Genomic DNA, 24,016 nt, shown 5'->3' on the forward strand with positions numbered 1-24,016 from the left:
TCCGGGACGACAGCGGAGTTCGTTGCGGCTTATTGCCCTATCCTCGCGGCGCCCTGCGCTTCTTCGTCGACTGCGTTGGCACTTCCTGCTCGTCCCTGATCGCGCCGATCTTGCGCAGGGCGGCATCCGCGGCGCGCTCGCCGCTTTCCCAGGCGCCATCGACGGTGCCCCACAGCGTCTCGTGGGTGGCTTCGCCGGCGAGGAACATGCAGCCGACCGGCTCGGCCAGGACCTTGCGCGAGAGCTGGCCGCCGGGCGAGGCCGCCGACATCGCACCCATGACGTAAGGCGAAGCATTCCAGCGCGTCGCGCTGATCTTCTGCACGGCGGACGCGGCCTCGCTGCCGAACAGCTTCGTGACCCATTCCTTCGCGAAGGCGGCCATCGCCTTCTCGCCCTGCTCGGAGAGATCGCGGCCGAACGAGCCGCCGACGTCGATCGAGCACAACGAGGAGCCGCCGATATTGGCGTACAGCAGTGCCGTGCGCGTTGAGTTGCTCTGCTCGATCAGGATGTCGTCGCGCGACAGTCCGAGCGGGTTGCCGGGCAGCTGCAGCACGATGTGATCGTAGCTGCCGAGAGAGAGTTTTGATGCCGCGTCCAGCGTCCGCTTGGGAAGATCGGGCCCGAACTTGATCGCGCCCGAGGTCAGCACGTTGGTCGAGACCGTGATGATGGCCGCGCGCGCGGCGATCTTGCCGCTTTGCGTCTCGACGCTGACGTCGCGATTGCTCCAGACGATCCGGCTCGCCGGCGTCGACAGCGCCACCGGCGCCTGCTCGCCGAGCCTGGTGATGAGCGTGCCGAGGCCCTGCCGGCAGGCGATCGGAGCGTTGCGGTCCTGCGCGCGGGCCTTGTCGATCGCGGACAGCTCCTTCAAATCCTTGCCGGCAAAGCTGGCGCCCAGCATGAATTCGGCCGCACCGGCCCAGTCGCCGAGATCCTTCGGCAGCGCGGATGCGCAGGAGGTATCGAGCTTGCCGCGCGCGGCTTCGTCGATGGCGCGGTTGGCGCGCACCAGCGCCGCCAGAAATTCCTCGGTCTCGCCCGCCCGCGCATTGCGGCGGCCGATGCGCATCTTCTGCCCCGCCGGCGCCTGCACCACGTCGAGCCCGGCGGCGCGCGCAAGGCGGATCATCGGATTGGTTTCGGGATTGTGCATCCAGCGCGCGCCGCGGTCGAACGGCGTGTCGAAGGTGGTGGCATCCGTGATGCAGCGGCCGCCGATCTGCGATGCCGCCTCCACCACCACGACCTTGCGGTTGGCCGCCATGATGCGTCGCGCCGCAGCGATCCCGGCCGCACCAGCCCCGATCACGACAATGTCCGCCTCGCGCGGCAGCGGCGCGGCGGTGGCCCGCAAGACCGGCATCAAGACCGGCATCGCAGCGAAGGCCGCCGACGCCGAAAGGAAACCGCGGCGCGTGATTGTCATGTCATGGTTTCCGGGGACTTGCGGCGAACGGGAACAGCCCGCGAACCTTGCCGTATCTGGTGTTGCGCGGCAACCATCATGGTGAATCAATCGTGCTTGATCTCACAGACTGATGAACCGAATTGCAACACGTTTCGACCATGATACAGATGGGAAAAAGGTGGCCGGAAAAGGCCGCGGGGGGAGTGGAAGATGGGGACGGTTCTGGACTCAGTCGGCAAGCTGATTGCCGCGTACCTCTCGAAGGAGGTGCCGGGCTATGAGCCGTTCACTCCGAGCGACCCGGAGCACTTGCGCGGCGTCGTCGAGCCCGGCGACGTGCTGCTGGTCGAGGGCAACAATCGCATCTCCGGCATCATCAAATATCTGACGCAGTCGACCTGGTCGCATGCCGCGCTCTATGTCGGCCCGATCGAAGGTGCGGAAGAGCCTAACGGCGAGCCGCATGTGCTGATCGAGGCCAATATCGGCGAGGGCGTCACCTCGGCGCCGCTATCAAAATACTTCCCGTATCACACCCGCGTCTGCCGCCCGGTCGGGCTGTCCTACGAGGACCGCACCACGGTCTGCCGTTATGCGATCAACCGTATCGGCTTCGGCTACGACACCAAGAACATCGTCGATCTGATGCGCTTCCTGTTCCCGCTGCCGATACCGCAGCGCTGGCGGCGGCGCATGATCGCAATCGGATCGGGCGACCCGACCAAGATCATCTGCTCGGCACTGATCGCGCAGGCGTTCGACGCCGTGCGCTACCCGATCCTGCCCAAGATCACCAAGGCCGGCAGCCGCGCCGCCCGCCGCGAGATCCTGCACATCCGCGATTCCTCGCTCTACATGCCCCGCGACTTCGACATCTCGCCCTATTTCGAAGTCGTCAAACCCACCATCGTGCACGGGTTCGACTACACCGCCCTGCACTGGGCCGACAAGCAGAAGCCGCTCGAGGAGGTAGCGGGCACGTTCAGTGTGTTTCCAGAAACGCTCCGTGCGCCGCCGCTCGTTCCTGAAGCGATTGACGAAGAGACGCCGGCTGAAGTTCCGGCTGAAGAAGTGAGCGCGCAGCCGGCGGAGACGGCCGGGCGTGTCACCGTCTCCAGGCATTTTCCGCTGCTGAAGAAGCTGACGATGTACCGCTCGCAGCGGCGCCGACGCGCGCCGGAGATTGCGGCATAACCGACTGTCGTCCCTGCCTAGTGCGCAATTGCGCACGGGCGCAGGGACCTATACCGTGTGATCTGTCAATCGCAATTCGGTCGCAGTCCGAACAGCCAGCCTTCGCCAAACTCCTCCCTGGGGTTATGGGTCCCTGCGTTCGCAGGGACGACGCCGGTGAGGGTGGCGCGATCTTGCCTCAACGCCCGTCATTGCGAGCGCAGCGAAGCAATCCAGACTGTTACCGCAGTGACAGTCTGGATTGCTTCGTCGCAAGAGCTCTTCGCAATGACGGTGGAGAGAGCGCCCTACCGCTCCGCCCGTCCGATCACCGCCATCAGCTCCGCGATCTTCTCGCGCTGGTCGGCCTTGTCGCCGCTGGCGATGGCGTGCTCGACGCAATGGGCGACGTGGTCCTTCAAAACCTCTTCCTCGACCCGGCGCAGCGCGGCGCGCACCGCCGAGATCTGCGTCACGATGTCGATACAATAACGGTCCTCATCGACCATTTTCGAGAGGCCGCGAACCTGGCCCTCGATCCGGCCGAGACGTTTTCCGACGGATGCCTTGATGTCTTTGCGCATGAGGTCTATATACCCCTACCGGGTATAGGTTACAAGGGCCGGAGTGCGGAAATGAACGACGCCAACCACAACCATCATCACGACGCGGAAACGCATTCCGGATGCGGCTGTTCCAGCAAAGCCGCTGCGCCCGCTCCGAAGCCCGCGGCCTCATCCTGCTGCGGCGGCAATGGCGATGCGGGTCATGGCCATCATCACGCGCATGACCACGGTCCCGCCGCGACAAAGGTCCTCGATCCCGTCTGCGGCATGACGGTCGATCCCGCGACTTCAAAACACCACCTCACACATCACGGCCAGACTTTCCATTTCTGCTCGGCCGGCTGCCGCACCAAATTCGCCGCCGATCCCGCGAAATATCTCGCCAAGGACAAGGCACCCGAGCCGGAGATGCCCGCGGGCACGATCTACACCTGCCCGATGCATCCGGAGATCCGTCAGGTCGGACCCGGCAGCTGCCCGATCTGCGGCATGGCGCTGGAGCCGGAGGTCGCAAGCCTCGACACCGGGCCCAATCCGGAGCTCGCCGACATGACGCGGCGGTTCTGGATCGGCGGCGCGCTGGCGCTGCCGGCCGTGGTGCTGGAGATGGGCGGCCATCTCGCAGGGCCTCACAACTGGATCGATCCTGTCCTGTCGAACTGGATCCAGCTCCTCTTCGCCACGCCCGTGGTGTTGTGGGCCGGCTGGCCGTTCTTCGTCCGCGGCTGGCAGTCGCTGGTGACGCGCAACCTCAACATGTTCACGCTGATCGCGATGGGCACGGGCGTCGCCTATGTCTACAGCGTCGTTGCGACCGTCGTGCCGCAGATTTTCCCGGCGACCTTCCGCGGCCATGATGGTGCCGTAGCCGTCTATTTCGAACCGGCGGCCGTCATCACCGTCTTGGTTTTGCTCGGCCAGGTGCTGGAGCTGCGCGCGCGCGATGCGACCTCGGGCGCGATCAAGGCGCTGCTCCAGCTCGCGCCAAAGACGGCGCGGCGCGTCGATGCCGACGGCAATGAGCATGAGGTCGAGATCGACACGCTCCATGCCGGCGACTCCTTGCGCGTGCGGCCCGGCGAGAAGGTGCCGGTCGACGGCGTCATCCTGGAGGGGCGTTCCTCGCTCGACGAGTCGCTCGTGACGGGCGAATCCATGCCGGTGACCAAGGAGACGGGCGCCAAGGTGATCGCCGGCACGCTCAATCAATCCGGCAGCTTCATCATGCGCGCCGACAAGGTCGGCCGCGAGACGCTGCTGTCGCAGATCGTGCAGATGGTCGCCGACGCGCAGCGCTCGCGCGCGCCGATCCAGCGGCTGGCCGACCAGGTCGCCGGCTGGTTCGTGCCGACCGTCATCATCGTCGCGATCGCCGCCTTCGCGGCCTGGGCCTGGTTCGGACCGGAGCCGCGGCTCGCCTTCGGCCTCGTCGCCGCCGTCAGCGTGCTGATCATCGCCTGCCCCTGTGCGCTGGGACTTGCGACCCCGATGTCTATCATGGTCGGCGTCGGCCGCGGTGCGCAGGCAGGCGTGCTGATCAAGAACGCCGAGGCGCTGGAGCGGATGGAAAAGATCGACACGCTGGTCGTGGACAAGACCGGCACGCTGACCGAGGGCAAGCCCAAGGTCGTGGCGATCGTGCCCGCGACCGGCTTCGCGGAAGACGACATTCTCCGGCTCGCGGCCAGCGTCGAGCGTGCCAGCGAACATCCCCTGGCCGACGCGATCATGCGCGCGGCGAAGGAGAAGCAGCTCAGCCTCGGCCAGGTCGAACAGTTCGACTCGCCGACCGGCAAGGGTGCAACCGGCAGGGTCGACGGCAAGGCCATCGTGCTCGGCAATGCCAAGTACCTGTCGTCGATCGGCATCGACACCAAGATGCTCGACACTGACGCCGAGCGGCTGCGCGGCGACGGCGCCACGGTGATCAACATGGCCATCGACGGCAGGCTCGCCGGCCTGTTCGCGATCGCCGATCCGGTCAAGGCCTCGACACCGGAGGCGCTGAAGGCGCTGGCGGCCGAAGGCATCAAGGTGATCATGCTGACCGGCGACAACCGCACGACGGCGGAAGCCGTGGCGCGCCGGCTCGGCATCGCCGAGGTCGAGGCCGAGGTGCTGCCGGACCAGAAGAGTGCGGTCGTCACAAAACTGCAAACGGCCGGACGCAGCGTCGCGATGGCCGGCGACGGCGTCAACGACGCGCCGGCGCTGGCGGCGGCCGAGGTTGGCATCGCCATGGGCACCGGCACTGATGTCGCGATGGAGAGCGCCGGCGTCACCCTGCTGAAGGGCGACCTCACCGGCATCGTCCGCGCGCGAAAGCTGTCGCAGGCGACGATGAGCAATATCCGGCAAAACCTGTTCTTCGCCTTCGTCTACAACGCCGCCGGCATCCCGATCGCCGCCGGCATTCTCTATCCCGCGTTCGGCCTCCTGCTCTCGCCGATCATCGCTGCGGCAGCGATGGCGCTGTCCTCGGTCAGCGTGGTCGGGAACGCGCTGCGGCTGCGCGCGACGCGGCTGTGATGGTCACGAAATCGGTGTAGAACAGGTCCATTCGGCGGTACCCGCGGAGAGGACCTCATGCAGCGAATTACCATCACGATCGAGGACGATCTCCTGGCCGAGATCGACGCCGCGGCCGAGGCGCGCGGCTATCAGAACCGCTCCGAGATCATCCGCGACCTCGCCCGCGCCGGGCTGCAACAGAGCACCGAGGACACCGCGCAGACCGGCCAATGCGTCGCCGGTCTCGTCTATGTCTACGACCACGCCGCGCGCGATCTGTCGAAACGCCTAGTGCAGGAATTCCATGGCCACCACGACCTCGCGCTCGCGACGCTGCACGTCCATCTCGACCACGACAATTGCATGGAGATGACCGCGCTGCGCGGCGACGCCGCCGAGGTCAGGCATTTCGCCGACCACATCATCGCCGAACGCGGCGTGCGCTACGGCCGGGTGATGATGATCCCGACGGGGGAGGGCAAGCCGGCGAAAGCGCGGAAGCATGGGCACCGGCACGAGTAGGCGTAGCTCTCCCTCCCCGTGTAGGTGAGGAGGTCTATCCGCTCGCTCAAAATCGTAGGGTGGGCAAAGACGCACTTGCGCCGTGCCCACCATCAATCCAACACGGCAACAGAAGCGGTGGGCACGCTTCGCTTTGCCCACCCTACGATACTGCGGTCGTGGGGAGGGGAAACAGGCCGCAGCCGCCCGCCCTTGCCGAAGCCGCATTCGGTGTCTACCTCTCGCGAGGTGTTTACCTGAGAGGTCCCCTATGCTGGATGCCGCCGCAAAGGCGCTGTCGCAAATGCTGTCGCCGCCGATGCGCTCGATCCTGTGGCGATCGATCGGGCTTGCGCTGGTGCTGATCACCGTGCTGGCGATCGGCCTGCAGCGGCTGCTCAGCTGGTTTGCGACCTCGGGCGAGGTCTGGCTGGAAGGTCTGCTCGGACCGGGCTGGCATTCGTCGCTCGAAGTCCTGGCCTGGATCGTCTCGATCGCGGCCGGCCTCGGCGTTGTATTCGGCGGCGTGTTCCTGATGCCCGCGATCACCTCGCTGGTGGCGAGCCTGTTCGTCGACGACGTCGCCGACATCGTCGAGCGCGAGCATTATCCGGCCGAGCGGCCGGGCGTGGCGTTGCCGTTCAATCAGGCGATCTTTGAAGGCATCAAGACCGCGCTGCTGACGATCTTGGTGTATCTCGTCGCCCTGCCGCTGGTGCTGTTCGCCGGCGCCGGCTTCCTGATCTTCTTCCTCGCCGCCGCCTGGCTTTTGGGCCGCGAATATTTCGAGCTCGCCGCGATGCGCTTCCGCTCGCCCGAGGAGGCCAAGGCGATGCGGCGCGACAACGCCGCGATCATCTTCACCGCGGGCCTGTTCATCGCCGCCTTCGTCTCGATCCCGATCGTCAACCTGGCGACGCCGATCTTCGGCATGGCCTTCATGGTCCACATGCACAAGCGCCTGTCAGGCTCGCGGCCCGAGCTGATCGAGCCGGCGCGGCAGATGCGCTGACCTCGATCAGGTCACCTTCACCCCGCACTTGTGCAGCACCGTCTTGGCAAAGCCGAACGGTTCGGGGGTGAACGGGCCCGGCCGGGCGCGAGTGACCAGCGCGATGACGCCGAGCCCGGCGATCGCCAGCCAGAAGCACAGCCAGAAGCCGTCGATATAGGCCAGCACATTGGCCTCGCGCTGCACGAAGCCTGCGAGCGTGCCGATCGCGCGTGCCTGCGCCGAACCCGTTCCGTGGGCCGCGAAATAATCGGTCAGCTGCTTCAGTGCCTGCGTCACGTCGATGTCGCCGTTCAGCACGTGCTGTCCGATATAGAAGGAATGCACCTGCTCGCGGACACGTAGCCAGGTTCCCATCAGCGCCACGCCGATCTCGGCGCCGCCGAGCCGCATGATCTGGATATAGGCCGCAAAGGACGTGGCGCGGCTCGGATCGGCGTTGGACAGTAGCGTGATGATGAGCGGCAACAAGCTCAGCGACTGCCCGATCGACTGCAGCAGCACGATGCCGATGAAATCCTCTCGCGCCCAGTCGTGGGTCAGCTGGGTCCCCCAGAGATTGGCGGCAGCAAAACAGGCAAATCCGACCACCACCACCGTGCGCGTATCGAAATGCCGCAGCAGCCAGATCGAGATCGGCACCAGCACGAACATCGGTAGCGCACCATAGGTGAGCAACAGCCGGCCGCTCTGCTCCGGCCTTAGCAGAGCGACATTGCCGAGGAAATTCGGCACCAGCGACGAATTGGAGAGGCTGGTCAGCGTGTAAAGCAGGATCAAGACCAGACCCAGTCCGATGTTGCGCGAGAACAGCACATCGACATGGGCCCAGGGCTGGCGCACCAGCGATTCGTTGATCAGGAAGCCCGCAAACAACACGGCTCCGCCAACGAGCAGCGCCATCACCGTCCCGTTGCCGAGCCAATCGAGACGATTGCCCTGGTCGAGGCCGGCATAGATCATCGAAACCGATGTGCCGAGCAAAAGCATGCCGCCCCAATCGGCCTCGCGCAGCAGCGCGCGGTTCACTGGCTCGCTCGGCGTGCCCAGATAGACCATCAGGCCCATCAGCGGCGCGATGATCACGCTCTGCCAGTAAACCCATTCCCAGCCGAGATGGTCGACATAGAAGCCGACCAGCGAGCTCGACGTGTCAAACGCAAAGCCGACGCGGATCGAATAGAGCGCGATCGCCGGCAACCACCAGCGCATCGGCAAGTTTCGAAAAATGATCATCAGCGTCGCCGGCACGAAAGTGCCGAGCAGCAGGCCATGGACGACGCTGAGCGCCATCAGCGTCTGAAAATCGTGCACGAAGGGAACGACCAGCGAGATCACGGCATAGATCAGGCTCGGGATGCCGAGCACGCGGCGCAGCCCGAACACGGTCGCAAGCCACGGCACCGCGGGCGCGATCAGGATCTGCGATCCGATGCCGGCGGTGGAGAGCCAGGCGCCCTCGTCGAATGAGAGCGAGAACGCGCCGCGCAGATCCGGCAAGCCGACCGTGGTCAGGCGGCTGTCGACATTGGTGAGGAACGAGCCGAGCAGCACCGCCGCCACGGCAAACAGCGGCTGGGGCGCGATGCCGCCGAGCGAGATCGGTCCGCGGCGGGCATCGTCATTTTCTGCCATTGCCGCTCTTCGTGTCGATGCTTGTGACGACCGACATGCCCGGCACCAGCCGCGCCAGCAGCGGCTGGTTGTCGTCGAACTGGATGCGGACGGGAATGCGCTGCACCACCTTGGTGAAATTGCCCGTGGCGTTGTCCGGCGGCAGCAGCGCGACCTGCGCGCCCGTTGCCGGCGCGATGCGCTCGACCTTGCCGCGCAATTTCTCGCGCGGAAAGCTGTCGACGGTGATCTCGACCGGCTGGCCCGGCGCAACATGCGTCAGCTGGGTCTCCTTGTAGTTCGCGATCACGTAGACTTTCGGCAGCGGCACCACGTTGATGAGGTTGGTTCCGATGTTGACGTAGTCGCCGGGCTGCACCTGGCGCTCGCCGACGACGCCGTCGAACGGCGCAGTGATCTTGGTGTATCCAAGCTTCAGCTTCGCGCTGGCCAGCGTTGCCTTGGTGGCGTTGAGATCGGCCGCGCGCTGCTTCTTGGTGCCCTGCAAGACTTCGAGCTGATGCTGCTGGGCCGCGATCACGGCGCGACTCGCGCGGACGTCGGCCTGCGCCTTGGCAAGACCCGCAACCGCCTGCTCGAGCCGTTGCCGCGTACCGGCTTCGGTCTGCGACAGCGATTGCTGGCGCACCTGCTCCTGCTTTGCCTCGACCTCGATCGCCTCTGCCGACAGCCGCGCGGCCTCGGCCTGCGCGATCGTCGCATATTGCAGCTCGATCTGGTTGGCGAGATTGTCGAGCACGGCCTGCGCAGCGGCGACCGCGGCCTCGGATTGCGCGACCTGGGCCTCGTAATCGGCGGGATCGATCTGGATCAGGAGGTCGCCGGCCTTGACGCGCTGGAAGTCGGTCACCGCAACGGTCAGCACCTCGCCGGAGACGCGGCTCGAAAGTCGCGTCAGATCGGAGCGCACATAGGCGTCATTGGTGGTCTGGACCACGGCATCGCCGACCCATTCGTCGAAGCGCTGCGTCGCCAGCGCGACGAAGGCGAGCGCAACGATCACGGCAAACAGCGGGATCACGAGCCGGCTCCAGAGCGAGACGGCTGGAGCCTGCGTGGGCTTGGGCGGCGCGGTCGGGGTGGCGGGAGGTGCCGACGGTGCGATCTGTTCCTGTTGACTCACGACATGACCCTAAACCATTTGCCCGCACGCGAATCTCACGATCGTCATTCCGGGATGGTCCGAAGGACCAGACCCGGAATCTCGAGATTCCGGGTTCGATGCTGCGCATCGTCCCGGAATGACGGGAGCCTCCAGCTTACACCGTCTTCTCCGGCCACCGGCAGAGATCGTTGATCAGGCACACCTCGCAGCGCGGCTTGCGCGCGAGGCAAGTATAACGGCCGTGCAGGATCAGCCAATGATGGGCATGCAGCATGAACTCGGCCGGGATCACCTTTTCGAGACCCAGCTCGACGTCGAGCGGCGTCTTGCCGGGTGCTATCCCGGTACGGTTGCCGACGCGGAAGACATGCGTGTCCACCGCCATGGTGTGCTCGCCGAACGCCATGTTGAGCACGACATTGGCGGTCTTGCGCCCGGCGCCGGGCAGCGATTCGATCTCGGCGCGCGTGCGCGGCACCTCGCCGCCGAAATCACTGAGCACCTTCGCCGACAGCGCGATGACGTTCTTCGCCTTGGTACGATAGAGGCCGATGGTCTTGATATACTCGCGCAGGCGCTCTTCGCCGAGATCGAGCATCTTTTGCGGCGTGTCGGCGATCTCGAACAAGGCCCGCGTCGCCTTGTTGACCCCGGCATCGGTCGCCTGCGCCGACAGCACCACGGCGACCAGCAACGTGAACGGATTGACGTGCTCGAGCTCGCCCTTGGGCTCGGGATTGGCCTTGCGGAAACGGCTGAAGACCTCGTGGATCTCGGCCGGCGTCCACGGCCTTGTGGCTTTGAGCGATTTCTTGGCGGGCGCCGATGTCTTGGCGGAGGCCCCTTTCTTAGAAGAGGCCTTGGGCTTCGCGACGGCCGGCTTTGCCTTCTTCTTCGGCACCGCGGCTTTGCGCGGGGCCGGCTTGCGGGTGATTTTCGCCATGATCGGGATATACTGAGGGACGATGAGCACAGGCAACGAAATTGAGCGCAAGAGCTCTGAAGATCCGCGCGAGGTGCAGATCTTCTCCGCGCTGCTGACGCCGCACCGCTCGCTGAACCGCACCGGCTTCCTCGCCGTCATGCTGTTCCTGAGCGTCGTCAGTTTTGCGACCGGCCTTGCCTTCCTGATGAAGGGCGCCTGGCCGGTGCTGGGCTTCTTTGGCCTCGACGTGCTCGTGGTCTGGTGGGCCTTCAAGGTCAATTTCCGCACCGCACGGGCGAGCGAGGAGATCGTGGTCACGCCGTCGGAGCTGCGGGTGCGGCGCGTCAGTCATCGGGGCGCGATCGCCGAATGGACCTTCAATCCGCTCTGGGTCCGCCTCGACATGGAGGTCGACGAGGATTTTGGCATCGAGCATCTCTATCTGATCTCGCGCGGCCATCAGATCCAGATCGCAAGGTTCCTGGGGCCGGATGAAAAAGCTAGTTTCTACAAAGGCTTGGTCGAAGCGCTGAACGCCGCCAAGCGCGGCCCGACCTACAATCCGGTGACCTGAACGCAGTCAGAAATCGGGTGGTTTCATGGCCTCCGTCCTCCTACATTTCCGGTCATGATGACACTCGCCATACATGACCAGCGCCTGGCCAAGCCGGGCCCCCAGAACGCCGCGCTGCGCGACTATGATTCCGTGCGCCGGGCGATCGCGTTCATCTCGGAGAACTGGCGCGCGCAGCCGACCATCGAGGCGATGGCGGATGCCGCCGGCGTCACGCCGGATGAACTGCACCATCTGTTCCGCCGCTGGGCCTCGATCACCCCGAAGGCTTTCATGCAGGCGCTCACCCTGGACCATGCGAAGGGCCTGCTGCGGGACTCCGCAAGCATCCTCGACGCCGCGCTCGACTCGGGGCTATCGGGACCGGGCCGGCTGCACGATCTCTTCGTCACCCACGAAGCGATGTCGCCGGGTGAATGGAAGAACGGCGGCGCGGGCCTCACCCTGCGCTACGGCTTCCATCCCTCGCCGTTCGGCACCGCGATCGTGATCGCGACCGATCGCGGCCTGTCGGGCCTCGCCTTTGCGGATCACGGCGAAGAGAAGATCGCACTCGCGGACATGACGCGGCGCTGGCCGAACGCGAGCTATGTGGAAGATCACGAAGGCACCGCGCCGCTCGCCCAGCGCATCTTCGACCCCAAGATGTGGGGGCCGGACCAGCCGCTGCGCGTGGTCCTGATCGGCACCGATTTCGAGGTGCGGGTGTGGGAGACGCTGCTCAAGATCCCGATGGGGCGCGCGGTGTCGTATTCGGACATCGCCTGCAACATCAACAGCCCGAAGGCCTCGCGTGCCGTTGGTGCGGCCGTCGGCAAGAACCCGGTGTCCTTCGTCGTGCCCTGCCACCGCGCCCTCGGCAAGAGCGGCAAGCTCACCGGCTACCACTGGGGCGTCACCCGCAAGCAGGCGATGCTGGGCTGGGAAGCCGGGCGGCTCGGAGTGCAGTAGATCGTCGTTCCGGCGAAGATGCCGTAGGGTGGGCAAAGGCGCAACGCGCCGTGCTCACCATCTTTCTCAGATCGCTGACGCTGCGTGGGCACGCTGCGCTTTGCCCACCCTGCGGCAGCGGGCTTGCGGCAAAAGCCTAGCCTGCCAGATCCAGCTTCGAGGCCACGGTCGAATCGGCATTGAGCCGGTAGATGATCGGCACGCCTGTCGCGAGCTCGCGCTTCAAAATGCCTTCGGGCGAGAGCTTTTCCAGCACCATGATCAGCGCGCGCAGCGAGTTGCCGTGGGCGGCGACCAGCGTGCGCTTGCCGTTGAGCACGCCGGGCAGAATTTCCTGCACATAATAAGGCAATGCGCGCGCGAGCGTATCCTTCAGGCTTTCGCCGCCGGGCGGCGGCACGTCGTAGGAGCGGCGCCAGATCAGCACCTGATCTTCGCCCCACTTCTTGCGCGCGTCGTCCTTGTTGAGGCCGGAGAGATCGCCATAGTCGCGCTCGTTCAGCGCGAGGTCCTTCGAGGTCGGCAGACCTTCTTGCCCGAGCTCGCCGAGGATGAGGTCGAGCGTATGCTGCGCGCGCGTCAGCACCGAGGTGAAGGCGACGTCGAACACGAGACCCTGCGCCTTCAGCTTGCGGCCGGCTTCGGTGGCTTCCTTCACGCCGAGCTCGGTGAGGTCAGGGTCCTTCCAGCCGGTGAACAGGTTTTTCAGATTCCATTCGCTCTGGCCATGCCGTACCAGCACGAGAAGACGTTCGCTCATTGACTGTTTCCGTTGCTTGCTTTGTTCAGATGTCGGCGAGACCGAGCACGTCGGCCATGGAGTAGTGCCCCGGCTTCTTGCCATGCGCCCACAGCGCCGCTTTGAGGGCGCCGTGCGCGAACAACATGCGGTCTTCGGCCAGATGCGACAGCGTGAGCCGCTCGAACGGGCCGAGGAAGGTCACGCTGTGCTCGCCGGCGACGGTGCCGCCGCGCAAGGAGGCGAAGCCGATCGCACCCGGCTTGCGCGCGCCGGTGATGCCGTCGCGACCACGTTCCGAATGCGCCGCGTCGAGCGGGATGCCGCGACCGGCCGCTGCCGCCTCGCCCAGCATCAGCGCAGTCCCGGAGGGCGCATCGACTTTCATGCGGTGATGGGATTCGACGATCTCGATGTCAAAGCTCTCATCGAGCGCCTTGGCGACGCGCTTGACCACCGCTGCGAGCAGATTGACGCCGAGGCTCATATTGCCGGATTGCACCACGACGGCGCGGTTGGTGACGCTTTTGATCACCGCGTTGTCGGAACCCGACAGCCCGGTGGTGCCGATGACATGGACGAGGCCGCGCTCGGCGGCGATCGCGACATTGGCAATGGTGGCCGCCGGCACGGTGAAATCGAGGATGCCGTCGGCCTCCTTCGACATCGCCCAGAGATCGGCGGAAAGCTTGATGCCGTTGGCGGGGAGCCCTGCGAGCACGCCGGCATCCTTGCCGAGCAGCTCCGAGCCCGGCGCCTCCAGGGCGCCCGCCAGCACCGCGCCTTTGCTCTCGGCAATCACCCGCGTCAGCGTCCGGCCCATCCGGCCGCCAGCTCCAGCAACAATCAAGCGCATGTCGGACATGGTGTGATCCTCTCTCGGGCCGTTGTAGCGGGGGGATGCAGTTCCGGCAACCGAGGCGGATCGGGATCACAGTCCGTCATTCCGGGGCGATGCGCAGCATCGAACCCGGAATCTCGAGATTCTCAGGTGCGCAATTGCGCACCGGAGTTCGCCCTTCGGGCGCCCCGGAATGGCAGCATGCCTCAGCCGTCCTGCGGCTGCGGGCCGTCATAGCCCTCGATGATGATGAGGTCGGCGATCGAGTGCGGCCGGCGCACCTTGATGTTGGCCTGGTATTCCGGCGAGTTGTAGCAGGCGATCGCGGTCTCGTAGTCGGGGAATTCGATCACGACGTTGCGGGTGCGGCTGGCGCCTTCGACGGTGGTGAACTTGCCGGCGCGGACGGCGAAGCGGCCGCCCCATTTCTTGAAGATCGGACCGTTGGCGACGGCATAGGGCTTGTAGCCCTCGTCATTGCTCACGTCGACGCGTCCGATCCAGTAGCCCTTTGCCATTGTTCTTCTCCTTGCTTGTTCGTTAGCCAAGCGCTTGCGCGATCTCGGTCTGGATAGCTTCAGCAACCGCCTTGGGATCGGCGGCTTCCACCACCGGCCGCCCGACGACGAGATAATCCGCGCCCGCGACAATCGCGCGACCGGGCGTCATGATGCGCTTCTGGTCACCTGTTGCCGAGCCCGCCGGGCGGATGCCGGGCGTGACGAGATGCATCTGGTGACCGACGATCTTGCGAAGGCTGCCGACTTCCTCGGGCGAGGACACGAGGCCGTCGACGCCGAGCACCTGCGCCTGCTGCGCGCGCGCCTCGACCAGCTCGGAGACACCGAGCCGGTAGCCGGCCGCGTGCAGATCGTCCTCATTGTAGGAGGTCAGCACCGTGACGGCGAGGATCTTCAGCTTCGAAGAGCCGCGGCCTTCGACAGCGCCCTTCATGGTCTGCGGGTAGGCGTGCACGGTGAGAAAGGTCGCACCCAGCTTCGTGATGCTCTCGACGCCCTGCGTCACGGTGTTGCCGATGTCGTGCAGCTTGAGATCGAGAAAGACCTTCTTGCCCTTGTCGGCAAGCTTGGCGACGAGCGGCAGGCCGCCGGCATAAGCGAGGCGGTAGCCGATCTTGTAGAAGCTGACGCTGTCGCCGAGCCGAGCGATCATCGCCTCCGCGGCATCGACGCTGGGCAGATCGAGCGCGACGATCAGGCGGTCTTTCGGGACGATCTCGGCTGGCGTCATGTCACCTCACATCATGCGTTGGGAAATGTCGATCAACTGCGCGACCAGCTGCTTCAACGCGGCGATATCGCCCTCGTTCTTCAGCCTGTCCATATCGTCATAGGCCTGGTCGGCAAAGGCGAGCGTGAGTTGGCTGGCAATCACGTTGGCGTGGCAGGAGGTCAGGATCAGCCTGAGCGCCTGGAGCGCGCGCGCGGCACCTAACCGGCTCTGCGATGCGCCGGCAAGCGCGAAGGGACGGTTGCGGAACACGTCGCCGCGCGCCTCTTGCAGCTCCTGCACGCGGCTGACCCAGTCGATCGCGTTCTTCAGCAGCGGCGGCACCGAGGCGTTGTATTCGGGCGTGACGAGCAAGACGCCATGATGCGCGCCGATCATGCGCTTGAGATTGATGGCGTGCTTAGGAATGCCTGACTTGGCCTGGAGATCGCCGTCGTAGATCGGCAGCGGGAAATCGGCGAGCGAGATGCGGGTGACGTCGACGCCGGCCTGGGCGAATTCATAAGCGGCTACCGCCGCCAGCTTCGCATTGTGCGAGCCGGTGCGCAGCGAGCCGGGAATGACCAGGATTTTGGGTGCGGGCATCCGATCCAATGCGTGCGGCGAAACGAGCCCGCCGCGCAAAGGGAAATGCCGGCGGAATTAGTCTTTGCGATACACCCAGACGCGGGCCGGCGGAAGGTTCATCCAGATCCGTTCCGAGGCCTCTGTGGACACGCCGGGCAGCGATTTCGGGATCGGCGGGACCACTGCATAGGTGAATTGGACGAAGGGCGCGCCGGGCGCCAGCGCCGTGAAGGCATCGCGGATCAGCCGCAGCCGCGTCAGCATCGGTTTTGTCACCAGCGGCAGGCCCGAGACGACGGCGCTCGCCGGCGCGCTCAGCACGTTCCAGAGCGTGTCGCGCAGGCGGTAGGCATCGCCCTGCACCACCTTGGCTTGCGGGTAGCGGTCGCGCAGCAGCGCGCAGAAGCCGGGATTGTATTCGACGAGGACAAGACGCTTCTGGTCGACGCCGCGCTCGACCAGAGCCGAGGTGATGGCGCCGGTGCCGGGCCCGAGCTCGACCACCGGGGCGTCCGAATCGATATCGACGTAATGCGCCATGGTCCGGGCCAGGAGCTTGCCCGACGGCATCACCGCGCCCATATGCAGCGGTTTTTCGATCCACGACCTGAGAAAACGCACCTCGTCGTCGAGACGAGGCTTCTTCAACGCACGCGCGGACGATGGCAAGGGCATGTCTGGACCGGACGGGACCGCGTGACCGCGGCGTGTCAGAAAATGGTCATAAACAGGTATAGGCCGAAGGCGGCACGGTCAAGACGAGTCAGTTCGCCCGATTACTGAAGAGATCCTTGACCTTGGCGAAGAAGCCGACCGACTCCGGCTGGGTATTGCCGGAGGACAGTTTCTCGAATTCGGCCAGCAATTCCTGCTGCTTCTTGGTGAGATTCTGCGGGGTCTCGACCGCGACCTGAACGTACATGTCGCCGGTCTGGCGCGAGCGCAGCACCGGCATGCCCTTTGATGCGATGCGGAATCGGCGGCCCGACTGGGTTCCGGCCGGCACCTTCACCTTGGTTTTCCCGCCCTCGATGGTCGGCACCTCGAATTCGCCGCCCAAGGCGGCCGTCACCATCGAGATCGGGACCCGGCAGTGCAGGTCGGCGCCATCGCGCTGGAACAGCTGGTGCAGCGCCAGCGACAGGAAGATGTAGAGGTCGCCGGGCGGACCGCCGCGGACGCCGGCTTCGCCTTCGCCGGCGAGCCTGATCCTGGTGCCGTCCTCGACGCCCTGGGGAATGTTGACCGAGAGCGTACGCTCGCGAGTGACCCGGCCCTGGCCCGCGCAGGACGGGCAGGCGTCCTCGATCATCTGGCCGCGGCCCTGGCAACCGTGACAGGTCCGCTCCAGCGTGAAGAAGCCCTGTGACTGCCGCACACGGCCGGCGCCGCCGCAGGTCGAACAGGTCTTCGGCTTGGTGCCGGCCTTGGCGCCGATGCCCGAGCAGGCCTCGCAGGTCACCGAGACCGGAATCTCGATCTGCGCGGTCTTGCCGCCGAAGGCTTCCTCGAGCGTGATCTCCATGTTGTAGCGCAGGTCCGCCCCGCGCTCGCGGCCGCCGCGGCCGCGCTGCCCGGCCATGCCGAACAGGTCTTCGAAGATGTCGGAGAAGGAGGAGGCGAAGCCCGCGCCGAAACCGGCGCCGCCGCCAAAGCCGCCGCCCTGCTCGAAAGCTGCATGGCCGAAGCGGTCGTAGGCGGCCCGCTTGTCCTTGTCCTTGAGGACCTCGTAGGCCTCGTTGATTTCCTTGAACTTGACCTCGCTGCTGTCGTCACCGGGATTGCGATCCGGGTGGAATTTCATCGCAAGCTTGCGAAAGGACGATTTCAAGACGGAATCGTCAGCGGTGCGTTCGACTTCGAGGGTTTCGTAATAGCAGCGCTTGGTGGACATGGCAGGCTCGGTCTATCCAATCGCGAGTCAAGTCGGAGCGAAACAACGTCGCCACGCGACGATATAGGCAGCCTTCTGATTTGCGGCAGAGGGCTGCATGGCAGCGTTGAGCATAGATGCTGGGATTTGATTGATCGTAACGGGCATCCCGCCCGCCCGTCCCGACACGACGGCCTCCCCCTTGAGGGGGGAGGCCAGTTTAGCGTGTGGGGTCCAAGCCGTCCGCATCACACCCTCTCGGGGTTCAGGCGGACTTCTTGTTGTTCTTGTCGTCGTCGACCTCGGTGAACTCCGCGTCGACGACGTCGTCCTTGGCCGCATCCTTCTTGGCGTCGGCCTCGGCCTGCTGCTTGTACATGGCCTCGCCGAGCTTCATCGAAGCCTGGGCCAGCGTCTGGGTCTTGGCCTTGATCGCCTCGGCATCGTCGCCCTTCAGCGCTTCCTTGAGGTCGCTGACAGCATCCTCGATGGCGCGGCGCTCGCTCTCGGCGACCTTCGAACCGTGTTCGGCCAGAGCCTTCTCGGTCGAATGCACGAGACCATCCGCCTCGTTCTTGGCAGTGACGGCCTCGCGGCGCTTCTTGTCCGCCTCGGCATTGGCCTCGGCGTCCTTGACCATCTTCTCGATGTCGGCTTCCGACAGACCACCGGAGGCCTGGATGCGGATCTGCTGCTCCTTGCCCGTGGCCTTGTCCTTGGCCGAAACGTTGACGATGCCGTTGGCGTCGATGTCGAAGGTCACCTCGATCTGCGGCATGCCGCGCGGCGCCGGCGGAATGCCCATCAAATCGAACTGGCCGAGCATCTTGTTGTCGGCCGCCATCTCACGCTCGCCCTGGAAGACGCGGATGGTGACCGCGTTCTGATTGTCCTCGGCGGTCGAGAACACCTGGCTCTTCTTGGTCGGGATCGTGGTGTTGCGGTCGATGATGCGGGTGAACACGCCGCCCAGCGTCTCGATGCCCAGCGACAGCGGGGTCACGTCGAGCAGCAGCACGTCCTTGACGTCGCCCTGGAGCACGCCGGCCTGGATCGCGGCACCGATCGCCACGACTTCGTCCGGGTTGACGCCCTTGTGCGGCTCCTTGCCGAACAGCTGCTTCACGACTTCCTGGACCTTCGGCATGCGCGACATGCCGCCGACCAGCACGACTTCGCCGATCTCACCGGCGGTGACGCCGGCGTCCTTCAGCGCCTTGCGGCAGGGCTCGACGGTCTTCTGGATGAGGTCGTCGACCAGCGCCTCGAACTTGGCGCGGGTGAGCTTCATCGTCAGATGCTTCGGGCCGGTCTGGTCCGCGGTGATGAAGGGCAGGTTGATCTCGGTCTGCGTCGTCGACGACAGCTCGATCTTGGCCTTTTCAGCGGCTTCCTTCAGGCGCTGCAACGCGAGCTTGTCGTTGCGCAGGTTGATGCCCTGCTCCTTCTGGAACTCGTCGGCCAGATAACCCACGAGGCGCATGTCGAAATCTTCGCCGCCGAGGAAGGTGTCGCCGTTGGTCGACTTCACCTCGAACACGCCGTCGCCGATTTCGAGAATGGAGATATCAAACGTGCCGCCGCCGAGGTCGTACACGGCGATGGTGCCGGCCTTGGTCTTGTCGAGGCCATAGGCGAGCGCGGCCGCGGTCGGCTCGTTGATGATGCGCAGCACTTCAAGGCCCGCGATCTTGCCGGCGTCCTTGGTCGCCTGGCGCTGGGCGTCGTTGAAGTAGGCAGGAACGGTGATGACGGCCTGGTCGACCTTCTGGCCGAGATGGGCTTCCGCGGTCTCCTTCATCTTCTGCAGGATGAAAGCCGAGACCTGTGAGGGCGAGTAGGTCTGGCCGTCGGCCTCGACCCAGGCGTCGCCGTTGGAAGCCTTCACGATCTTGTACGGAACGAGCTTCTTGTCCTTCTCGACCATCGGGTCGTCGTAGCGGCGGCCGATCAGGCGCTTCACTGCGAAGAACGTACGCTCGGGATTGGTAACGGCCTGGCGCTTGGCAGGCTGGCCGACGAGGCGCTCACCGTCGTCCGTGACGGCGACGATCGAAGGCGTCGTGCGCATGCCTTCGGAATTCTCGATGACTTTGGCGTTCTTGCCATCCATTACGGCGACGCACGAGTTCGTGGTGCCGAGGTCGATCCCAATGACCTTTCCCATGGTCCTGATATCCTTCTTTTTGCGGCAGGTTGGCTGGGCCCAGAAGGCACCCGAACCGAAACCCCCTAAGATCAAACATCCGCGATATTGCGATGATTGAGGCTCATATAGGAGGGGGGGAGGGGGCCGCAAGGACCGAACGCAAGTTTCGGCCGTGAAAACATTGGGTTTTGGAAGAACATATCCGGGCTCAACCGCCCTTGCGGGTGAGGAAATATTAACAGGTCCGGCGGTCCGCCAGCCCCCGCCACCGTGATCCGCCCCGCCCTGTTACCGGCAGGCCAAACCCGCTACAAGGCGGACCGGCCGGACAGCCTCGCCACCGGGCTGCTTCGCGCGACAAAGGGCCCGATCGCCGACCATCGAACGGCCTCAATGTGAACCAATCAGAGTGCCCATGAAGCTGATTCGCCCCCTCGCTGCGCTCGCCCTCCTCGTTGCCTCGGCGCTGCCGGCCCTTGCTGCCGACGCCATTTACCCGCCCGGACTTCGTCTCGGCATGGTGCCGTTGGTCGGGCTGAACACGGCCAAAACCTTTCCGGGCTTCGAGAGCGAGGACGGCAGCGTCAAGGTGCTGATCACCGAGCTGCCGCCGGCGGCCTATGGCGAGGTCGTCAGCGCCTTCAATTCCAATCCGGCTGGCACTGGCGGCGTCAAGCAGGACAAGATCGAGACCCCCGCGGGTCTTGCCTATTTCACCACCGAAAGCGGCAAGGCGGGCGACACCCCGGTGAAGCGCTATTCGATGATCGTGCCGGGCGCCGGCTTCTCCGGCTATGTCGCGGTCCAGATTCCGGAGAACGCGACCAAGATCTACACCGACGAGGCGGTGCGGCAGATGTTTGCCAGCGCCACCACCCGCAAGCAGGTCTCGGCCGAAGAGCAAATCGCGTTGATGCCGTTCAAGATCACTGATCTGGCCGACTTCAAGGACATCCGCACGCTGGCGCCGGGCTCCAGCATCATCCTCGCCGACGGCAACGAGAGCACCGGCTATGAGCAGAAGCCGTTCATGATCCTCGGCCTGATCGGCGCCACCCCGCAAGCCGCCGACGACCGCGCCCGCTTCGCCCAGGAGGCGGCGCTCCAGATCCCCGGCGTGCGCGAGTCGCGCGTCACCATGTCGGAGCCGATCCGCATCAACGGCCAGCAGGGCTTTGAGACCCGGATCGACGGCGTCAGCGGCAAGGACAAGGTCCCGGTGACCGTGGTGCAGTGGATCCGCTTCTCGACCGGCGGCGCCTCGCTGCGCATCATCGCCAGCGCCCCGCGCGACCAGTGGCAGGCCGCCTTCACCCGCTTCCGCGCGGTGCGCGACGGGATTCAGCCGAAGGGGTAGTTGCGAGCGGTCCAACACACTCGGTGTCGTCCGGGCGAACGCCGGGACCCATACCGCGTGATCTGGCGGTAGTGGCCGGTCGCAGTACCAAGCGTCTTCGCCAAACATCTCCCTGTGGTTATGGATCCCGGATCGGCGCGCGCCTGAGGGCGCGCTTGTCCGGGACGACAGTGATGTTGGGGCTGGCAAGCCCACCCCCTCACCAAAGCCGGCTGCATTTTCGGGCTTCAGTTCGCTCGCGCGCGGAACTAGGCTTCGCCTTCATTGGCTCACAAGGGGAGGCGAACGATGCTGGCTCGGCGACAAATCCTGGCGGCGCTTGGAACGACGGCGCTCGCGGCCCTTACTCCGACCGCACTCTTCGCAGCGGCATCGATCAAGCCGGACGACACCTCGGCGCTGCTCGTGATCGACGTGCAAAACTGCTTCCTGCCCGGCGGCAGCCTCGCGGTGAAGGAGGGCGAGCAGGTGGTGCCCGTCATCAACAAGATCGCGAAAGGTTTTGCGAATGTGGTGATGACGCAGGACTGGCACACGCCCGGCCACATCTCGTTCGCCTCGGTGCATTCCGGCAAGAAGCCGTTCGAGACCGTCGATTTGCCCTACGGCAAGCAGGTGCTGTGGCCCGACCATTGCGTGCAGGGTACCGACGGCGCGTCGCTGTCGAAGGACCTCGCGATCCCGCACGCCGAGCTCATCATCCGCAAGGGCTTTCACAAGGACGTCGACAGCTATTCGGCGTTCCTCGAAGCCGACGGCAAGACCTCCACGGGCCTCGCCGGTTATCTCAAGGGCCGCAAGATCAAGCGCGTCTTCGTTGCGGGATTGGCGACGGATTTCTGCGTCGCCTGGACCGCGCTCGACGCGCGCAAGGCTGGCTTCGAGGTCTATGTCGTGGAAGACGCCTGCCGCGGCATCGACACGCAGGGCTCGCTCGCCAAGGCCTGGGCCGATATGGCCAAGGCCGGGGTGAAGCGGATCCAGTCGGCGGATATCGCGGTGAGTGCGTAGGCTCTCACACAGTCGTTCCGGGGCGGCTCGCAGAGCCGAACCCGGAATGACGCCCGAACTCAGTTCACTTCGTTGCTGTTGGCCGCCGCCTTCGCGCCGCCCTTGGCGACACCGACCAGGGCCGGGCGCAGCACGCGCTCGCCGATGGTGTAGCCGGCCTGCACGACCTGCACCACGGTGCCCGACGGCACCGACGCATCGGGAACTTCGAACATCGCCTGCTGGAAGTTCGGATCGAACTTCTGGCCCTGCGGGTCGAACTTCTTCACGCCGTGCTTTTCCAGCGCGTTGAGCAGCGAGCGCTCGGTGAGCTCGACGCCCTCGATCAGGGAGATCAGGCCGGGATCGGCCGCGGCCCGCGCCTCGGCCGGAACGGCATCGAGCGCGCGCTGCAGATTGTCGGCGATGTCGAGCACGTCGCGGGCAAAGCCGGTGATGCCGTAGAGGCGGGCGTCGGCGACCTCCTTGGTGGTGCGCTTGCGCAAGTTCTCCATCTCGGCCAGCGTCCGCAGCATGCGGTCGCGCGCCTCGGCGGCTTCCTTCTGCAAGGTTTCGACCGAACCCGGCTCGGGATCGTCGGGCATGATGTAGGGTTTTGACACCACGGGCTCGCCGGTCGGTGCGGTCGTGTCTTCGGGTTGCCGGTCTCGATCGGTCATCGGCTCAAATCTCGAACTCGTTTCCAGGGATTGTTGGCCCGGATATCGTGCCTAAGCGGGCGAAAATCAAGCGCCCGTGATCGGCGCAAATGCCGGTCAGCCCCCCAGGAGCCGGCTGACGATGCGGGCGGCGTAGTCCACGGTCGGGATCACGCGGGCATAATTCAGCCGCGTCGGCCCGATCACGCCCAAAACGCCGACGATATGACCGGCGGCATCCCGATACGGCGAGATGATCGTCGAGGAGCCGGACAAGGAAAACAGCTTGTTCTCCGAACCGATGAAAATGCGCACGCCCTCGGCGGTCTCGGCGCGGCCCAAGAGGTCGATCACGCCGCGCTTGGTCTCGAGATCGTCGAACAACAGGCGAACCCGCTCCAGATCCTCCAGCGCGTGCAGATCCTCGAGCAGATTAGCGTGGCCGCGGACGATGAGCTGGCGATCCTCGTTCTCGCCGCCGGACCAGCTCGCGATCCCGGCGGAAATCACCTTCTGCGTCAGCTGATCGAGCTCGGCGCGGGCTTCGCCCAGCGCGGTTTCGAGCTCGAGCCGCGCTTCGGCGAGCGTGCGGCCGCGAATGCGCGCATTGAGGAAATTGCCGGCCTCGGTGATCGCCGAGGAGGGAACTCCGGGCGGTAGCGTCAGCACGCGGTTTTCGACCTGGCCGTCTTCGCCGACCAGGATCACCAGCGCCTTCTCGGGTTCCAGGCGGACGAACTCGATATGCTTCAGCCGCGCATTGGATTTCGGCGTCAGCACCACCGCGGCCGCGCGGGTCAGGCCCGACAGCCGCGTCAACGCCTGGTCCAGCGCGGCCTCGACCGACTGCGCCTGGCCGACGCTGGCAAGCTGGCTCTGGATCGACTGCCGCTCGGCCTCGTTGAGGTCGCCGACCTGCATCAGGGCGTCGACGAAGAAGCGCAGGCCGAGTTCCGTCGGCAGCCGGCCGGCGGAGGTGTGCGGAGCATAGATCAGGCCGAGCTGTTCCAGATCGGCCATGACGTTGCGGACCGAGGCCGGCGACAGCGGCAGGGCGATCAGCCGCGAAATATTGCGCGAGCCGACCGGCTCGCCGGTCGCGAGATAGCTTTCGACAATTTGACGAAAGATGTCGCGGGAACGCTCGTTGAGCTGGGCGAGGCCTGCGCGCGGCGCGATCAGATGGATCGGATCGTGTTGGGCCACAGACGGTAACTCCT

Annotated in this window: 23 protein-coding genes; 8 read left to right on the forward strand and 15 right to left on the reverse strand. The window is 65.4% G+C overall.

What is annotated here, in order from left to right:
* Positions 1 to 37: 37 nt before the first annotated feature.
* On the reverse strand, positions 38 to 1,435 hold the full coding sequence (locus tag WN72_RS00735; RefSeq protein WP_092211674.1) for a flavin monoamine oxidase family protein: 1,398 nt from the start codon (positions 1,433 to 1,435) through the stop codon (positions 38 to 40).
* A 192-nt stretch (positions 1,436 to 1,627) separates the two neighbouring features.
* On the opposite strand from WN72_RS00735, the gene WN72_RS00740 reads away from it, so the two are divergent.
* Complete coding sequence (locus tag WN72_RS00740) at positions 1,628 to 2,611, forward strand: YiiX/YebB-like N1pC/P60 family cysteine hydrolase (protein ID WP_092211672.1); 984 nt, start codon at positions 1,628 to 1,630, stop codon at positions 2,609 to 2,611.
* A gap of 287 nt (positions 2,612 to 2,898) precedes the next feature.
* Here WN72_RS00740 and WN72_RS00745 read toward each other — a convergent pair whose 3' ends face one another.
* Positions 2,899 to 3,174: a metal-sensitive transcriptional regulator gene (locus WN72_RS00745; protein ID WP_092211668.1), complete on the reverse strand. Its 276-nt coding sequence runs from the start codon at positions 3,172 to 3,174 to the stop codon at positions 2,899 to 2,901.
* 51 nt (positions 3,175 to 3,225) lie between these two features.
* Between WN72_RS00745 and WN72_RS00750 the strand changes: the two genes are divergently transcribed.
* The 3 genes from WN72_RS00750 to WN72_RS00760 all read left to right on the forward strand — a co-directional run bounded on the left by WN72_RS00750 (position 3,226) and on the right by WN72_RS00760 (position 7,180).
* Positions 3,226 to 5,685, forward strand: a complete 2,460-nt coding sequence (locus WN72_RS00750; RefSeq protein ID WP_092211666.1) for a heavy metal translocating P-type ATPase — start codon at positions 3,226 to 3,228, stop codon at positions 5,683 to 5,685.
* 57 nt (positions 5,686 to 5,742) lie between these two features.
* Positions 5,743 to 6,189 (forward strand): nickel-responsive transcriptional regulator NikR, encoded by a 447-nt coding sequence (gene nikR, locus WN72_RS00755; protein WP_027561628.1) that lies wholly within the window; start codon positions 5,743 to 5,745, stop codon positions 6,187 to 6,189.
* Between the two features lie 250 nt (positions 6,190 to 6,439).
* Entirely contained in the window at positions 6,440 to 7,180 is a 741-nt protein-coding gene (locus WN72_RS00760; protein ID WP_092211664.1) for a sulfate transporter family protein, read from the forward strand.
* Positions 7,181 to 7,186: 6 nt separating this feature from the next.
* Here WN72_RS00760 and WN72_RS00765 read toward each other — a convergent pair whose 3' ends face one another.
* From WN72_RS00765 to nth, 3 genes are all read right to left on the reverse strand, one after another.
* Positions 7,187 to 8,815: an MFS transporter gene (locus tag WN72_RS00765; protein ID WP_092211662.1), complete on the reverse strand. Its 1,629-nt coding sequence runs from the start codon at positions 8,813 to 8,815 to the stop codon at positions 7,187 to 7,189.
* Positions 8,802 to 9,938: an HlyD family secretion protein gene (locus WN72_RS00770; protein ID WP_027561631.1), complete on the reverse strand. Its 1,137-nt coding sequence runs from the start codon at positions 9,936 to 9,938 to the stop codon at positions 8,802 to 8,804. Before WN72_RS00770 ends, WN72_RS00765 begins: the two co-directional genes overlap by 14 nt.
* A 136-nt stretch (positions 9,939 to 10,074) precedes the next feature.
* Positions 10,075 to 10,863 (reverse strand): endonuclease III, encoded by a 789-nt coding sequence (nth, locus tag WN72_RS00775; protein WP_027561632.1) that lies wholly within the window; start codon positions 10,861 to 10,863, stop codon positions 10,075 to 10,077.
* 22 nt (positions 10,864 to 10,885) lie between these two features.
* On the opposite strand from nth, the gene WN72_RS00780 reads away from it, so the two are divergent.
* Positions 10,886 to 11,419 carry a DUF2244 domain-containing protein gene (locus tag WN72_RS00780; RefSeq protein ID WP_027561633.1) on the forward strand — a complete coding sequence of 178 codons (534 nt, stop codon included), beginning with the start codon at positions 10,886 to 10,888 and terminating at the stop codon, positions 11,417 to 11,419.
* A 54-nt stretch (positions 11,420 to 11,473) separates the two neighbouring features.
* Positions 11,474 to 12,370, forward strand: a complete 897-nt coding sequence (locus WN72_RS00785) for a methylated-DNA--[protein]-cysteine S-methyltransferase (protein ID WP_027561634.1) — start codon at positions 11,474 to 11,476, stop codon at positions 12,368 to 12,370.
* Positions 12,371 to 12,506: 136 nt separating this feature from the next.
* Here WN72_RS00785 and WN72_RS00790 read toward each other — a convergent pair whose 3' ends face one another.
* From WN72_RS00790 to dnaK, 8 genes are all read right to left on the reverse strand, one after another.
* Positions 12,507 to 13,130: a 2,3-bisphosphoglycerate-dependent phosphoglycerate mutase gene (locus WN72_RS00790; RefSeq protein ID WP_027561635.1), complete on the reverse strand. Its 624-nt coding sequence runs from the start codon at positions 13,128 to 13,130 to the stop codon at positions 12,507 to 12,509.
* A 25-nt stretch (positions 13,131 to 13,155) separates the two neighbouring features.
* Positions 13,156 to 13,974, reverse strand: a complete 819-nt coding sequence (gene dapB / locus WN72_RS00795) for a 4-hydroxy-tetrahydrodipicolinate reductase (RefSeq protein WP_027561636.1) — start codon at positions 13,972 to 13,974, stop codon at positions 13,156 to 13,158.
* A 182-nt stretch (positions 13,975 to 14,156) separates the two neighbouring features.
* Complete coding sequence (locus WN72_RS00800; RefSeq protein WP_092211660.1) at positions 14,157 to 14,468, reverse strand: DUF1330 domain-containing protein; 312 nt, start codon at positions 14,466 to 14,468, stop codon at positions 14,157 to 14,159.
* A 22-nt stretch (positions 14,469 to 14,490) separates the two neighbouring features.
* On the reverse strand, positions 14,491 to 15,201 hold the full coding sequence (gene pyrF / locus WN72_RS00805) for an orotidine-5'-phosphate decarboxylase (RefSeq protein WP_027561638.1): 711 nt from the start codon (positions 15,199 to 15,201) through the stop codon (positions 14,491 to 14,493).
* 6 nt (positions 15,202 to 15,207) lie between these two features.
* Entirely contained in the window at positions 15,208 to 15,786 is a 579-nt protein-coding gene (locus tag WN72_RS00810) for an NADPH-dependent FMN reductase (RefSeq protein WP_027561639.1), read from the reverse strand.
* Positions 15,787 to 15,843: 57 nt separating this feature from the next.
* Entirely contained in the window at positions 15,844 to 16,443 is a 600-nt protein-coding gene (locus tag WN72_RS00815; RefSeq protein WP_027561640.1) for a class I SAM-dependent methyltransferase, read from the reverse strand.
* Positions 16,444 to 16,531: 88 nt separating this feature from the next.
* Positions 16,532 to 17,662, reverse strand: a complete 1,131-nt coding sequence (gene dnaJ / locus WN72_RS00820; RefSeq protein ID WP_027561641.1) for a molecular chaperone DnaJ — start codon at positions 17,660 to 17,662, stop codon at positions 16,532 to 16,534.
* A 244-nt stretch (positions 17,663 to 17,906) separates the two neighbouring features.
* Positions 17,907 to 19,808, reverse strand: a complete 1,902-nt coding sequence (gene dnaK, locus WN72_RS00825) for a molecular chaperone DnaK (protein ID WP_025033017.1) — start codon at positions 19,806 to 19,808, stop codon at positions 17,907 to 17,909.
* 397 nt (positions 19,809 to 20,205) lie between these two features.
* Between dnaK and WN72_RS00830 the strand changes: the two genes are divergently transcribed.
* The gene (locus tag WN72_RS00830) at positions 20,206 to 21,147 is read left to right on the forward strand and encodes a hypothetical protein (RefSeq protein ID WP_027561642.1); all 942 of its coding nucleotides are present in this window, start codon (positions 20,206 to 20,208) and stop codon (positions 21,145 to 21,147) included.
* Positions 21,148 to 21,435: 288 nt separating this feature from the next.
* Positions 21,436 to 22,158 (forward strand): bifunctional nicotinamidase/pyrazinamidase, encoded by a 723-nt coding sequence (gene pncA, locus WN72_RS00835; RefSeq protein ID WP_092211655.1) that lies wholly within the window; start codon positions 21,436 to 21,438, stop codon positions 22,156 to 22,158.
* A 59-nt stretch (positions 22,159 to 22,217) separates the two neighbouring features.
* Here pncA and grpE read toward each other — a convergent pair whose 3' ends face one another.
* Both grpE and hrcA read right to left on the reverse strand, forming a co-directional pair.
* Positions 22,218 to 22,817: a nucleotide exchange factor GrpE gene (gene grpE / locus WN72_RS00840; protein ID WP_027561644.1), complete on the reverse strand. Its 600-nt coding sequence runs from the start codon at positions 22,815 to 22,817 to the stop codon at positions 22,218 to 22,220.
* A gap of 96 nt (positions 22,818 to 22,913) precedes the next feature.
* Positions 22,914 to 24,002 (reverse strand): heat-inducible transcriptional repressor HrcA, encoded by a 1,089-nt coding sequence (gene hrcA / locus WN72_RS00845; RefSeq protein WP_027561645.1) that lies wholly within the window; start codon positions 24,000 to 24,002, stop codon positions 22,914 to 22,916.
* Positions 24,003 to 24,016 lie beyond the last annotated feature (14 nt).

Source organism: Bradyrhizobium arachidis (genome assembly GCF_015291705.1).
Taxonomy (GTDB): domain Bacteria; phylum Pseudomonadota; class Alphaproteobacteria; order Rhizobiales; family Xanthobacteraceae; genus Bradyrhizobium; species Bradyrhizobium arachidis.